The organism is Pseudomonas sp. MIACH, from assembly GCF_001269925.1.
GTDB lineage: Bacteria > Pseudomonadota > Gammaproteobacteria > Pseudomonadales > Pseudomonadaceae > Aquipseudomonas.
Genome location: NZ_LHVO01000018.1, coordinates 43,856 through 58,251, shown reverse-complemented (window position 1 = coordinate 58,251; position 14,396 = coordinate 43,856). Strand labels below are relative to the sequence as shown.

The following is a 14,396-nucleotide window of genomic DNA, read 5'->3' as shown; positions in this document are numbered from 1 at the left end:
GACTAACGGTTAACGCGGACCACCCCCTGGGCCACCGCCCTGACCATGACCACCACCGCCGTGGCCACCACCCCCGCCACCGCCCGGCGGCATGAATATCCAGCAGCCCGACAAGGTCGACAACAGCGCGACAACAACAGCCGCCTTGGTTAGGTAATTCAACTTCATGACAACGCTCTCTGCTTTACAAGGTTGGGTGTACGTAAAGTAAGACCGCCGCCACTGAAGTCCGTCACGGGTTTCGTGTAACGTCTTGGTAGGGTTTGTGTAGGGGTGGATACACGTCAATTCATTGATGCGAGTTAATCCGGAGTGACGGAAATGAAAGAGTTGATACAGGGCCTGGACGGACCCAGAACGGCCCAGCAGGAATTGTTTTACGACCTGGAAGATGCAGCGGCGGTCATCGGCTGGTCCGTGGTTGAGCTGACAGCCCTGGCAACCAGCAGCAGAACGCCGAGTGAGGCGGTGGCGTTGATGAAGGTCTGTACGTTGCTGGCAACTCAGCAGGAGAAACTGGCCAAGTACGCGGGTGAAGTGAAGGAGCAGCGCATCAGCAGGTCCGAGACTGACTACTGAAGATTGAGGTCAGTACGCTCAAGAATGGAGGCCTCGACTCGTCAATCGTAGTCGGCCCCCAATTCGTCACGTCGGTGAATGGCGCGAGCCAGCCGCAGCCGACTGGCTCGATCAGGTCGTTCGACAGCAGCTCTACGTTGAGCGGCTCTCGCCAGGATTATGTTGTTTTTTAACGCCCTTCCCCGACTTCCGCTCGTATTGGTGATGAAAAAACCAAGCGATCAAAACCAGTATCGCCAGACCAAAAACGAATAACAGCAGCTCTATCGCGGGACCTTCGTGTGAAAACATTTTTCGTTCCTCATCCTGAAGTAGCGTGACCTGAAAACGGCCACAACCGAAATTATTCGTAACAATACGAACATTTTCAGGGTAGTCGCCAACACGCGCCGTGACAACCTTAAAAGCCTCAGAACCATTGATCTAGACACGTCACTCGTCGAAAAAAACCCTTTGAACGCGTTACGGGATACGGCGCAACGCTCTAGCGAGAGCGGGATCACGCCTGTACGGACTGATGCGGATGGAGATAGTTAGGCCTGCTCGAAAGGTTGGTACCCGGACCTTTTCTTTCGGGCAATAAAAAACCCCGTAGACGTTAATCTACGGGGTTTCTAAGAGTGGAGGCCGAGGTCGGAATCGAACCGGCGTAGGCGGATTTGCAATCCGCTGCATAACCATTTTGCTACTCGGCCTCAAACGATCAATGCCCTTGCTGCTGACATTCACCGTATAAAAACTTGAGTGGGCTATAAAACCCTGCCTCTACTCTAACTCATTGAATACATTGAAGTTTTTAATGCTTCGTTGCGTTCGATGGGCGCCATTATGTACTCATTTGCTTTTGCCTGCAACCCCTTGATTTCAAAAATATTTCGCATTGGCATCAAGGGGTTGCGTGCCTGCCCTACTCCTTGATGAGCTGCTGCTGGTACTGCGGGTCGGCCTTGATCTGGGCGTCGGTGAACGGCAGTGGGCGCAGTTTTTTCTCGGAGAACGCTTGGGTCTGGTCCTTCGAGTATTTCGATGCCGGGTTGCTGGACAGGGAAAACGCGAGCAGGCCTTGGGCGTGTGGGCCCTGGTCGTCGAAGGTGACGATCTGCAGGTAGCTGCTGCCGCTGACCACTTCGCGCTTGCCGTCGGCCCGGGGCACGGTCTGCATGGCGTTGTAGATCCCCAGCGCTTGCGGGCCGCCGTGGATCGGGGTTTGGCCGCTGACCTGGATATCGCCCCACTTGCTGTCGGCGTTGAGGCCGAGTTTGGCGACGGCTGCGGTGGAGGCCAGCATGGCTTCGCGCAGGGCCTTGGCCACGGGCGCGCGGTCGATGGCCAGGCCGCGTGGGGTGGTCAGGGGCTGGGCCGGGTCGAAAGCAACGCGCCAGGCATCAGGGATTTGCTGCAGGTGCTCGAACAGGTTGATGAAGTGCACCAGGCCCAGGCCGCTGTCGAGGTTGGCGTGTTGGTCCCAATCTTTGAGGCTGGTGCATAGCGGTGTCAGCGTAACCGCGTCGGTGCCCAGGTGTTTGGCGCAGAATTCCAACAGGTCGGGCATGACCTGGCCAGCCAGGTACACCTCGTTGTCCATCACCATGTTTTGCAGGTCGGCGACGTTGATCGGGCGCTGCTCCAGGGATTGCAGGCGTTGCACGGCGAAGCGTGCCCGCGGGCCGAGGCCGATGTGGTCCTGGCTGATCACCGGAGAGAAACCGGTCAACGGCGCCTTGGGGTTGGCCAGCCACGCCGAATCGTTGGAGTGCTGCACGTAGTCGCTCCGCTCCAGCTGCGGCAACTGGTCGGCCGCGAAGATGCCGGCCTGGGCGGCGCGTGGATCGACGTCCCAGGCACACGCGCTGTGGGCGCCATCGAGCATGATCATCTGCAGGCCGGCACGCGGGTCGCTGCATTGCGCCAGTTTGGCCGCGCTGACGTTGGGCACCACCGACAGGTTCATGTACAAGCTCTGGCCCTGGTCATCGGCGGCCAGGGTGTTGACCCACGGGATGCCTTGCAGAGTGTGCACCGAGGTTTGCAGATCTTTAAGGCTCGTGGCGCGGTTCATGGCGTACCACTGTTGCAGGACACGGTCGTTGCCCAGGTTGGCGTCGCGCAGGCTGAAGGCGTAGTGGTTGTCCCAATCCAGCTTGCCGGGCCACTGCACCACGGGGCCGAACTGCGAGCTATAGACCGGATGGGTCACAGGCTTGACGCTGCCGTCCGCTTGCCTGACTTGCACCGTCACCGAGGTCTTTTCCAGGGGGATGGATTTTCCATCCAGCATGTAGCGCGTGGAATCCTTGGGATCCAATGTCAGGCGATACAGCGTGAAGTGCTTGGACGTGTCCACCGTATGCGTCCACGCCACATGCTGGTTAAAGCCGATATTGATCACCGGCAGGCCCGGCAACGCGGCGCCCATCACATCCAGCTGGCCGGGGATGGTCAGGTGCATTTCATAAAAGCGCATGCCGCCCACCCAAGGGAAATGCGGGTTGGCCAACAACATGCCACGTCCATTGAACGAACGATCACGCCCCACCGCCACCGCGTTGCTGCCGCGATCGAGACTGAAGCGATGTTGATTGGCGGCGGCCAGTTCAAACGCCTTGGCGCTGGGCTGCACACTCGCCGTTGCCTGAGGCGGCTTGGCGCCGACCAGGGCTTCGGCGAATTGGCCGACACCGCCTTCCACCAGCAGCCTGCGGGTCAATTTCACCAGGTCTTCAACCACCAGCGGCCGTACCCAGGCCGCCTGGCACTGGGCGGGTGCGCCCTGCTCTTTCAGGTAGCGGTTGTAACCGGCCACATAGCCTTGCATGCGCTGCTGGATCTGCGGGCTCTGCGCCTTCCAGAAGGCCGCCACGGCACCGGGCGTATTGAGCCAGGTGAAAAACACGTCGCTGGCCAGGTTATTGCGTTCTTCCAGGGTCGACTGCTCGGGGCCGAAGTACCTGGCCCGCTCGCCGTTCACCGTGACCACTTCATTGGCCAGCAGGCACAGGTTGTCCTGGGCATAGGCGTAACCGATGCCCAGGCCCAGGCCGCGCTCATCATTGGCGCGAATATGCGGCACGCCGAAACTGGTACGCCGGATATCCGCCGACGCTTGCGTCACCTGTTCCCGCGCCGAAGCAGCCAGGCTCAACCCGAGCAACAACCCCGCCACGCACACCCTGGACAACCCGTTGGAAATAATCACACAGACTCCGCAGTCAAATTGAACACCCTCACCGGGGATTGCTACCCCACCGTAAGGACGCAAAAAACCGCGAAGAATTTAACCCGGTCAGGCGTTTATTTAAGGCTCCAGAGATGTGACAAAACCGATACCGACGAAATTTCTACATCCCTCACTTCATGATTTCCCTTGCTCGTTCGTCTTATTAGATAAGAGCGCCATCATTTTCCTGATCAGGCTCTGATAAGGAGTTTTTGCATGTACAACCCGCAAGTGCCCACGGACGGACATTCGGTCGCCGATAGCCAATTCGCCAGCGGCGCGCAAGTGTTCGGTAAAACGCCCGAACAGCAAGGCAACCAGCGTATTCGGCATTTACTCAAGTGTTTTGGTTTGCGCACCAGCCTGATTCGGCTGAAGGTCATCGACGCACTGCTCACCGCCGCCGACAACCAGCGCGCCCTGGGGGTACGCGGCGTGCACAGCCATCTGCTGGAGCTGGGGATTCCGCTGTCGTTCCTAAGTGTGCGCGAGGTGCTCAAGCGCCTCTGCAGCGAGGGGGTGATCACCCTCAACGCGGATAAAAGCTACAGCCTCCATGAAGAGGCTGCGAAGGTGCTCGAAGGTCGGGCTTAGAGCTTGACCTTGCGGCGCATGATGCCGTTGATCACCACCACGACCACTGCGACCGCAATGGCGATGGTCTGGAACGTCTTCTCACTGATAGCCCCGATGTTCTGCAGGTAGGACAGGCCAAACATCGTCGCCAGTACCGCCAGGGCGATCAGGATCGAGTATTTCAAGCGTTGCTTTTGGGTCATGAGGGGTTCCTGAACCGGAAGAGTGTATCCACTGTGTTCGCCGAACATGCCAGGCATACACCCGGCGACGGGTGCGTATGTTACAGGTGATAAAACACTTTGGCGCGTCCGGCATTTCCGTCATCCCCCCGGCAGCAGACGAGTGGACCGCCCCCCTGATGGACGTTTCACGCCGTTACCGACACCCGACTTTACAAACCGCAAGCCTCCCGGCAGGAACCCCGGTGGGTGTTTCCCACACCCAATGGGGCGTCTGGGGAATAGGGAACCTCCTAATAACAGGCGCTTTTGTTGCCACGTCAAGAAAGGTACCCCCCCATGACAACCCCTTCTGTAGCCGTCCAGCAGCCTCGCCCTTTTCTGCCCTCCCTCCCCATTGATAACCACCGCCAGCCATTAGCCGGCCAGTCGTCCACAGGTACCCAGCACGCGGACTCTGCCAATACGGGCCTGGAACAGGCCCAGGCAAACATGCAGAACCTGCGAGCCCTGGGGCAAAAACTCAACGAAATCGCCCTAGACCTGGGCAAGACCACACTGCCTCAGGCAATCCTGCGGGCGCTGAGAACGACACTCATCGATGTGCATCCCGCGTCTTCCTCTTCCGAAGCCGGTAACACCGTCACGCTTGAGGCGTATATCCGCTCGTCCAACTTCAGCGTACCCACCAGCCATTTTGCACTGACCGCGTTGGCTGACGCGGTGCTCAATAGAACCCAGCAACACCCTCTGGGTAACTTTGGCGGCGCGCTGTCCTGGCCGATGCCCTTGAGTGCCCAGGGGCAGAACGCGCTGCTGGAAACTGCCCTGCGCTATGCGACCCAGCATCCGAACCCTCGACCGATGGGGACAAGCCTGGGTGTACTGGAGTATTTGAACAGCAACCAGCCATTGTCCGCCGAGGCCATGAAAGACCCGGCCAAGGCCCTGGAGGCACTGCTTGGCACCCCACGCGCGCAGGATCTGGGCCAAGCCTTGCAGACTCAGTTGAGGGGTATCGCCACCGACACCAGCGTGAACGACTACACCTTGGCGGCGATGAATGTGCTGCTGGACCCGGCGTCCATTGGCGAGCCCCATGCAAACACCGTCGCCAACTTCGATCTGGCCCAGCAAAGTCATTGGGGCAAACCCGCGTCGGCGGTGTTGGGCAACCTCAGTGCGCATCTGGAGACCGAAGGCTACGCCACACCTGCAATGGCCAACGTCGGCGCCTACCTGTTACTGGCCAGAAAAGCTCCGGAGCTGCTGATCAAAGACATCCCCGCCAACGTGACCTACGGCAGCGCTGCCTGGGTCAACCTGTCCATCGCGGCGGCAACGATCGAAGCCTGGACACCCGGCAGAGTGCCCAACATGACCTTCGCCCAAGTCATGATGGAAGCCGAAAATGCCGGCCTGCAAAACCTGTCCGTCACCCAGCAGGCACAGACCGCTGCGCTGCGGGTCTGGGGTGTCGTCAACGGCGTGCTCTCTGAAACAGAAGCTGGCCGTTACGCTACCCCCGACATTGAGAAGGCCAGGAGCGCCTTCAACCGGCAGGCAGACGCCCGGGTCGGCGCCAGCGACCAGATCGAGGCCGCAGTCCCCAACCGTAAAGAAATCGCACTGGCCAAGCTGAAAGAACGATTTGGCGAGGATGTACCTTTTGAAGAGAAACTGCTGACCGTCAAGAACACCTCGCAGCCCTACGACCAACCGCTCTATGACCCTAATCGCGCACCCGCCGGTCGACACTCGTTGCTGGATATCGCAATGAGCGGGCTGCATCAGTATGAGTGGGAATCCACAGACGAGCGGATTGTCAACGCCACACAAGGCAAGTCCCTCGCATTTGACGTAAAGAAGGTGTTCGATACTCAGCTCACTCAGGCCATGGAAGCCCGCAAACAAGGGATCTCCATCGCCATCAGGCAGATGATCAGCCAACTTCCGATCGAAGACCGGGAGAATCTCGAATATGGACGGCTTGAGTTCTATCAGAACCATACCTACACCCTGGACCCAGGCTTCACTGGGCGAACCCTTGCCAAAAAAAATGATCGGTTGCTGATCAAGTCCACAGGCGTGAGCGGCGAGACGGTTTATGAAGTGGATCTCAAACAAGCCACTATCAAGGCGGTTCCCGGTACCGTATTGACCCAAGAGCAAACGCGCGACGCCAGCCGAATCTATCCAATAGAGACGTTCACCCCAAAAGACATCGCTGAGACCGCGTTTGAAAAAAGTAAAGAGGCGCGCACACCACTGCCGGTGCCCGACAGCTTCTCCAGCCCCCGTACGCTGGCGATCGCCGACGCGTTTACCCAACATCTGGATATCTATAACTCAGATGTGATCAAGCAGGCCAAAGGCGCAACCACCTTTGATCGGCAAATGGAGACCCAGTCAAAACTGGCGAATTTTTTCCTTGATTTGATTCCACTCAAATCGTCGATCCAGAACTTTTCGGAGGGCAACTACCTGGATGGTGCCGTCGACCTGGGCATGGATATTTTCGGTTTCGTCACGGCGGGCGCAGGTGCGGCAGCCAAGGTGGCTACTGTCGCGTCCAGGACCGTTAAAGCGACGACCAAGGCCCTCAAGGTTGCCAGAATCCTCGGCACCACCGTGATCGGTGAACTCAATCCGTTGAGCGGGGTGGGCGACCTGGTACAGGGCGGTGCCAAGCTGATCGGCAAGGGCGTGGACAAGATCAAGGGCGCCACTGGCACTTATGATTTAACCCGCACGATCACCCGCGAGCATGGGCCCATTACCCACGGCACGTTCAAGGTCGCAGACCAGACCTACCAGGGCGACACAGTCCTGTTCAACGGCCAGCGATATGCCTATGACCCGGACAAGATGAAGCCTTACGGCCCCCCCCTGAGCGACTTCAACCCGCTTGACACGCTGTCCCCCCATTCGCCATTGACGCATTCCCCCAGACAGCGTCACGCGCAGCGATTCAATCCCATGGATGCCAGTGGCCGCCCGATTCGGGTCAGAAAACCGCTACCCGACGGCGACTATGTAGAAGCCACGCGCGGAAGGTTGGAACCGGACCATTTCAAGCCCGATACCAAGATGGCGACGATGAATAGGTTCAATGAGCAAATGAATGAATACTACGACGCCATGAAACAAGGGGGGCTCCCATCACGGCCCGCCATTCCTGACGTCCCTGAACCGATCCTCGTATCCGAGCTCATCACAAAAGCCCTTGAACACTCGCCCGGGGTGGTGTTTGGCGAAAGCCACAATCAGATGGCCAGCTTCCGGGTGCTGTTCGATAACGTGGAAACGTTGAAGAACCAAGGTGTCAAAAAAGTCTACTTCGAGGGCTTGATCGACATGCCGCAAGGGCTTGTGGATGACGGCGTGGGACGGTTGGGACGAAGCGACTCACCTCGAACCCAACCGACATTTGTGCAGTTACGCGAAAAGCTGGAGGCCGACGGCATCGAAGTGTTGCCCATCGACCACTACTACCTCACCCGACACATTGATATTCGTCGTCACCTGCACGAACCCACGCAGACAGGTCACGGTTCTGTACGGCGACTGGAAGAATTCAACTACTACGCCGCAGAAACCATCCAGGCAACGTCCGGTACAGAAAAGTGGGCCGCATTGGTGGGCCATTCCCATATGAACACCTCAGAGGGTGTACCAGGCCTCGCAGAGCTGACAGGGAGCATCGGCATTGGCGTATTTGACAACTCCAAAGTACCGTGGAGTGCTGGAATGAAGGTCCAGGGCCGTGCACCGGACCCCACCAAGGCAATCTCCCCCAGAGATATCCCAGGGGATTTGCACATCTACATCAAGCCATAGGTCACCCCCGCACGCGCCGTCACGTCCTAAAGGCATCGGGCAACAGCCCGGTGCCTGGCCTCGCTATGCCGAAACACCGCGATTTAGCACCAACGTACCTAAAGCTGCGCACATTCAAGCCGATAGCCCTACGAAGCTCCAAAAAGCCGCGTCGATAATAAACGCTTCGTAAGGACGACCCCCATGCCCCCACTGCGCTCCATCCAAGCTCGCTATACCCTGTTTCTGGTGCTGTTCGTCCTGGTGCTATTCGTGTTGACCGTCGTCGGTATCGGCCAGTTGGTCGCGCCCAAGCTGCGACAGACCGAAGAACAGGTGGTGCTCAACCGCATCAGTGAGGTGGCCGAACAGATCCAGGGCGAACTGAACAAGGTTCAGTCCCAGCAACGCACCATCACCCAAACCATTCCCCTGCTCGACAGCGATGCCATCGACAAAGTCCTGCCGGGCCTGGTCGACCAGTATGGCGAGCTGAAAGTATTCGGTGGCGGTATCTGGCCGCTGCCCAACCAGCGCACGCCCGGACGTAACAAGCACAGCACCTTCTGGCACCGTGACGCCTCGGGCAAGCTGGCGGTCAACACGTTCTGGAACAGCGACCCCGCCCCCAACTATTACGACCAGAGCTGGTACAAGGGCGGCCTCGCGTCGCCACGCGGCCAATGTGCCTGGGCCGCGGCCTATAAGGACGATGCCAGCCAGGAGCCGCGCACCAACTGCGCCATGGCGATCCAGCGTGACGGCGCGGCGTACGGCGTGGCCACCATCGACGTGACCCTGGGCTTCTTCAATGAGCTGGTGGCGAGCAAGGAAAAAGACATCGGCGGGCAGATGCTGATCGTCGAAGGCGACGGCAAGATCATCAGCAACAGCACACGCCTGAGCAGCCCGGTGGTGTTGAAAAACATCAGCGAACTGGCCGGCACCTCGGCCTTTGCCGCCAAGATCAGCAAAGCCCTCACCCATCGCGACCAGACCTTGCAGCGCAGCGAATTCGATAACCAGGGCGTGGCCAGTACCTTCTACATGCGGCCTATCGAAGGCACGCCGTGGTTCCTGGCCACCGCCCTGCCGACCTCGCTGATCACCGCCCAGCGCGACGATGTGCTCGGCAGCCTGGCCCTGCTGCAGGTCCCCATGGTGTTGCTGCTGGTGCTGCTGGCGGTCTATGCGATCCGCCAATTGGTGCAACGCATGACAATCCTGAAGACCAACATCGACGCACTGTCCACCGGTGATGCCGACCTGACACGGCGCATCACCATCCGCGCCGAAGACGAACTGGGCGCCATCGGTCATTCGGTGAACCGCTTTATCGTCTACCTGCAAGACATGATCGGCGAAGTGACCCAGGCCACCGGGGCCATGTCATCGGGCCTTGAGCAATTGCAGCAAACCTCGGCGCACACCAACAGCATCCTGGTGCGCCACGCCTCGGAGACCGACCAGACCGTCACCGCCATCACCGAGATGAGTTCTACGGCCGATACCGTGGCGCAAAACGCGGCGGAAACCGCTTCGTTCACCCAACGCGCCAACGAACACGCCGACCGCTCCCGCGTGGTGGTGGGTGAAGCGTCCACCAGTGTCAGTGCGCTGATCGGCGAAGTCGCCAGTGCCACCCACACCGTGGAGAACATGCGCCAGGACGCTGCGCGCATCACCGAAACCCTCGGGGTGATCGGCGCGATTGCCGGCCAGACCAACCTGCTGGCCCTCAACGCGGCCATTGAAGCAGCGCGTGCCGGCGAGCAGGGGCGTGGGTTTGCGGTGGTCGCGGATGAAGTCCGCGCACTGGCGGCACGTACCCAAGCCAGCACCTCGCAGATCAATGAAATGCTCGCGCGCTTGACCACCGGCGTGAGTTCGTCGGTGGCGGCCATGGAAAACACCCAGGCCAGTTGCCAGTCGGCGGCGGATGCCACGGCGCGGGTAAACACCGGCCTTGACGAGATGGCCGGATCGGTCAGCCATATCAACAACCTCAGCACCCAGATCGCCACCGCTGCCGAGCAGCAAAGTGCGGTGACCGAGGAGATCAACCGCAGCATGGTGCATATCCGACATATGGTCGACGAACTGGTGGAAAGCGGCCACACCACGCAAACCAATACCCAAAGCCTGCTGGACGCCAATGGCCGGGTGATTGCGTTGATGAGTCGTTTCAAGGTGCGCTGATAAATGGCTGAGACACTCCCGTGCAATGTGCGGGAGTGGGACTATTCTGACAGTTCATAGCCACACAGGAGGTGTGCCATGCGCGCTGTCGAGCAGTCGGTCCGCTTGGAGCAGATCAGTCAGGAACGCTTTATCCAGGCCCCTATCGATGCCGTCTACGACTATGTGACCCAACCGGATCGCTGGCACGAATGGCACCCCACCTCCCTCGGTGCCGACACCGGCACCAGCGGCTCCCTCCCTGCCGGAGCACGCTTTACTGAAATGATCGACCTGTTGGGTGTACGTGTGCCGATGAGCTACCGCGTGCAGATCGCCCGGCGTCCTCGCGAATTCAAGACGGTGTTCACCTCACTGGTCGTCGACGGCTCGATTCACTACTTTTTGCAGCCCTTTCGCGACGGCACCCTGTTCAAGCGCGTGCTGACCTATGAAACCGAATTGCAGTTGGCCAGCCTCCATGAGCGCATGACCGAGCTATCGGCCGTTGCACTGGACCAACTCAGGCATCGCATGGAAAACCCGCCCTTCGTATAATTTTGAAACATTACCGCAACGTCCTACGGATAAAAGCAGGGAGAATGCCCGACCTACTGCCCGGTATTGGACGACACCCGAATGAAAACCCCATTGCGATTGGCCCTGCTTTCAGCGCTGTTCACCACCACCCTGGCCCAGGCCGCCGACCTGATTCCCATCGACGTGCACCGCGACGCCAGTTGCGGCTGCTGTAAAAAGTGGATCAGCCACCTGGAAAGCAACGGCTTCAAGGTCAATGACCACCTCGAAACCGACATGAGCGCCGTCAAGCAACGGCTGGGCGTGGCCCCGCGCCTCGGTTCGTGCCATACCGCCGTGATCGACGGCAAGTTCGTCGAAGGCCATGTACCCGCCGAGCAGGTGCTGGCGTTGCGCAAGCGTGACGACCTGCTGGGTATCTCGGCACCGGGCATGCCCATGGGTTCGCCTGGCATGGAGATGGACGGGCAGAGTGAGGCCTATCAAATCATCGGCCTGACCCGCGACGGCCATGATGTGGTGGTGGCGGACTACCCGGCGCACTGATCGGTGCTGATGGGTTACCTGGGGCTGTTCGTCGCGGCATTTGGCGCGGCGACGTTACTGCCACTGCAATCGGAAGCCGTACTGGTTGGCCTGTTGATCAGCGGACATTACAGCCTGTGGTTGCTGCTGGGGATTGCCACCTTGGGCAATGTCCTTGGCTCGCTGGTCAACTGGTGGCTGGGGCGTTGGGTGGAGCACTTCAAGCAGCGGCGCTGGTTTCCGGTAAGCGATAAGCAACTGGAAAAAGCCCGCCATCATTACCAACGCTGGGGGCATTGGACCCTGCTGCTCAGTTGGGTGCCCGTGATTGGTGACCCGTTGACGCTGGTGGCCGGCGTGATGCGGGAACCGTTTTGGCGGTTCCTGCTGCTGGTGACCCTGGCCAAGGGCCTGCGTTACGCGGTGCTCGCCGCCGTGACCTTGCAGTGGGTGTTAATCCCCCGTTAATCCCCCGCAAAGAGCATCCGAGCACCTTACTCGGAGCCCCGCCCATGCCTCTATCCCGTGCTTTTTGCATCGCCGGCCTGTTGACGGCCAGCATCGCCCCGGCGTTCGCCGCCAGCTATGGCCCTGAGCTGCAAGGCTTCCAATACCCCTACCCCCTCGAACATTTCCAATTCCAATCCCAAGGCAAATCCTTGCAAATGGGCTACATGGACGTGCCGGCCAAAGGTCAACCCAACGGCCGCAGCGTGGTACTGATGCACGGCAAGAACTTTTGCGGCGCCACCTGGGAAGGTTCGATCAAGGCCCTGAGCGACGCCGGATATCGGGTGATCGCACCGGACCAGATCGGTTTCTGCAGCTCCAGCAAGCCCGAACACTACCAGTACAGCTTCCAGCAGTTGGCCCTCAACACCCATCAACTGCTGGAAAAACTCGGCATTCAAAAGGCCACGCTCATTGGCCATTCCACCGGCGGTATGCTCGCCACCCGCTACGCGCTGATGTACCCCGAACAGACCGAGCAGCTTGGGCTGGTCAATCCGATTGGCCTGGAAGATTGGAAAGCCTTGGGCGTGCCCACGCTGAGCGTCGACCAGTGGTATGCGCGAGAGCAGAAAGTCAGCGCCGAGGGGATTCGCAAGTACCAACTCAATACCTATTACGTCGGACGCTGGAAGCCCGAGTACGAGCGCTGGGTAGACATGTACGCCGGCCTGAGCAATGGCCCCGGGCATACGCTGGTCGCATGGAACTCGGCGTTGATTTACGACATGATCTTCACCCAGCCGGTGTACTACGAGTTCAAGAATCTGCAGATGCCTACCCTGTTGCTGATCGGGACCGCCGACACCACCGCCATTGGCAAAGACATTGCGCCGCCGGCGGTCAAGGCCAGGATCGGCAACTACGCGGTATTGGGCAAGCAAGTGGCCAAGCTGATTCCCCACGCAACGTTGGTGGAATTCCCAGGCCTGGGGCATGCGCCGCAGATGGAAGAGCCCGCGAAGTTTCACCAGGCACTGTTGCAGGGGTTGAACGCCCTTTAATCCAACTTTTTCGAGGCACTCGTGAATGTCGGTACAGATCGCAGTCATTGATGATTGGCAGCATGTAGCCAGTAGCGTGGTGGATTGGTCAGCGCTGGAGGCCGTGGGGCGAGTGCACTTCCTGCACGATTACCCGGCAGATACCGCCACGATGATTGAGCGTTTGAAGGGGTTCGCGGTCATTTGCGTCATGCGTGAACGCTCGACCTTCGACAAAGCCCTGTTGCAGGGGTTGCCCAACCTCAAGTTGCTGGTAACCGGTGGCATGCGCAATGCCGCCATCGACCTCGCCGCCGCCAAGGCCCTGGGTATCCAGGTGTGCGGCACCGACAGCTACAAGCAGGCGGCGCCGGAACTGACCTGGGCGCTGATCATGGCCTCCACCCGAAACCTGTTGGCCGAAGCCAATTCCCTGCGCGCGGGTGGCTGGCAGGTCGGCCTGGGCGGCGACCTGCATGGCAAGACCCTGGGCATACTCGGCCTGGGCAGCATTGGCCAGAAGGTCGCGCAGTTCGCCCAGGTGTTTGGCATGCGGGTGATTGCCTGGAGTGAAAACCTCACGCCGCAACGCGCAGCCGAGGCCGGGGTGACCTGGGTCAGCAAGCGCGAACTGTTTGAGCAGGCCGACATTCTCAGCGTTCATTTGGTGCTCAGCGACCGCAGCCGCGGCCTGGTCGACGCCGAGGCCTTGGGCTGGATGAAGCCGACGGCCCGCCTGGTGAACACGGCACGCGGGCCAATCGTGGATGAGCAGGCGCTGGTGCAGGCATTGACCAATGGCCGCCTGGCGGGCGCGGCCCTGGACGTGTACGCCGAAGAGCCGCTGCCGGCCGATCATGCGTTTCGCCACCTGCCCAACGTACTGGCCACCCCCCATGTGGGCTACGTCAGCGAGCAGAACTACCGGCAGTTCTATCAGCAGATGATTGAAGACATCCAAGCCTGGGCCAAGGGCGCGCCCATTCGCGTGCTTGGCTGACGCACCAATCAGGTGCGGCCCGCACTAAGGGTGTGAGCGTAATCTTTGTGGTGAGCAGGCTTGCCCTGCGCTGGGGCGCGAAGCGGCCCTGAACCGGCGCAAGCCTGCTCACCACAACCTCCCGCCTTCCTCAATTGCATATGGTTACAAGTTTTTTGTCCTACAAAATTCCCACATAAACCCTACAGGCTCTGGAATCTGTCCTAGACTCATGACCGATGGGTCCGTTCCAAAACAAAAACCCCGCAAAAAATCGAAACTTTCGAACTCTGCCATAGGTCAGGTCT

At 59.7% G+C, this 14,396-nt stretch carries 12 protein-coding genes and 1 tRNA gene; 9 read left to right on the top strand and 4 right to left on the bottom strand.

Annotation, left to right across the window (positions count from 1 at the left end; genetic code table 11):
• Nucleotides 1–9: 9 nt before the first annotated feature.
• Complete coding sequence (locus AD670_RS31620; protein ID WP_167361111.1) at nt 10–168, bottom strand: hypothetical protein; 159 nt, start codon at nt 166–168, stop codon at nt 10–12.
• A gap of 153 nt (nt 169–321) precedes the next feature.
• On the opposite strand from AD670_RS31620, the gene AD670_RS06705 reads away from it, so the two are divergent.
• Nucleotides 322–579 (top strand): hypothetical protein, encoded by a 258-nt coding sequence (locus tag AD670_RS06705; RefSeq protein WP_053129569.1) that lies wholly within the window; start codon nt 322–324, stop codon nt 577–579.
• Nucleotides 580–1,200: 621 nt separating this feature from the next.
• Here AD670_RS06705 and AD670_RS06700 read toward each other — a convergent pair.
• Together AD670_RS06700 and AD670_RS06695 are read right to left on the bottom strand one after the other, a co-directional pair.
• Nucleotides 1,201–1,274, bottom strand: a tRNA-Cys gene (locus AD670_RS06700).
• A 212-nt stretch (nt 1,275–1,486) separates the two neighbouring features.
• Nucleotides 1,487–3,775: an acylase gene (locus AD670_RS06695; RefSeq protein WP_053129566.1), complete on the bottom strand. Its 2,289-nt coding sequence runs from the start codon at nt 3,773–3,775 to the stop codon at nt 1,487–1,489.
• A gap of 237 nt (nt 3,776–4,012) precedes the next feature.
• Between AD670_RS06695 and AD670_RS06690 the strand changes: the two genes are divergently transcribed.
• A complete protein-coding gene (locus tag AD670_RS06690; protein ID WP_053129565.1) occupies nt 4,013–4,390 on the top strand; it encodes a fe2+ zn2+ uptake regulation protein in 378 nt (125 codons plus the stop codon).
• Here AD670_RS06690 and AD670_RS06685 read toward each other — a convergent pair.
• On the bottom strand, nt 4,387–4,575 hold the full coding sequence (locus tag AD670_RS06685; RefSeq protein ID WP_016978057.1) for a hypothetical protein: 189 nt from the start codon (nt 4,573–4,575) through the stop codon (nt 4,387–4,389). The two genes, AD670_RS06690 and AD670_RS06685, sit on opposite strands and share 4 nt — an antisense overlap.
• Nucleotides 4,576–4,893: 318 nt before the next feature.
• Here AD670_RS06685 and AD670_RS06680 point away from each other — a divergent pair, with 318 nt between their 5' ends.
• The 7 genes from AD670_RS06680 to AD670_RS06650 all read left to right on the top strand — a co-directional run bounded on the left by AD670_RS06680 (nt 4,894) and on the right by AD670_RS06650 (nt 14,109).
• Nucleotides 4,894–8,394: a membrane-targeted effector domain-containing toxin gene (locus AD670_RS06680; RefSeq protein ID WP_156338133.1), complete on the top strand. Its 3,501-nt coding sequence runs from the start codon at nt 4,894–4,896 to the stop codon at nt 8,392–8,394.
• A gap of 183 nt (nt 8,395–8,577) precedes the next feature.
• Nucleotides 8,578–10,572, top strand: coding sequence for a methyl-accepting chemotaxis protein (locus tag AD670_RS06675; protein WP_053129559.1), 1,995 nt, complete (start codon nt 8,578–8,580; stop codon nt 10,570–10,572).
• 78 nt (nt 10,573–10,650) lie between these two features.
• On the top strand, nt 10,651–11,109 hold the full coding sequence (locus AD670_RS06670) for an SRPBCC family protein (RefSeq protein ID WP_053129558.1): 459 nt from the start codon (nt 10,651–10,653) through the stop codon (nt 11,107–11,109).
• Nucleotides 11,110–11,190: 81 nt separating this feature from the next.
• Nucleotides 11,191–11,637: a DUF411 domain-containing protein gene (locus AD670_RS06665; RefSeq protein ID WP_053129556.1), complete on the top strand. Its 447-nt coding sequence runs from the start codon at nt 11,191–11,193 to the stop codon at nt 11,635–11,637.
• 3 nt (nt 11,638–11,640) lie between these two features.
• Nucleotides 11,641–12,084 (top strand): YqaA family protein, encoded by a 444-nt coding sequence (locus AD670_RS06660; RefSeq protein ID WP_172681450.1) that lies wholly within the window; start codon nt 11,641–11,643, stop codon nt 12,082–12,084.
• Between the two features lie 44 nt (nt 12,085–12,128).
• Nucleotides 12,129–13,130 (top strand): alpha/beta fold hydrolase, encoded by a 1,002-nt coding sequence (locus AD670_RS06655; protein WP_053129550.1) that lies wholly within the window; start codon nt 12,129–12,131, stop codon nt 13,128–13,130.
• A gap of 25 nt (nt 13,131–13,155) precedes the next feature.
• The gene (locus AD670_RS06650; protein WP_053129546.1) at nt 13,156–14,109 is read left to right on the top strand and encodes a D-2-hydroxyacid dehydrogenase family protein; all 954 of its coding nucleotides are present in this window, start codon (nt 13,156–13,158) and stop codon (nt 14,107–14,109) included.
• Nucleotides 14,110–14,396: the final 287 nt, after the last annotated feature.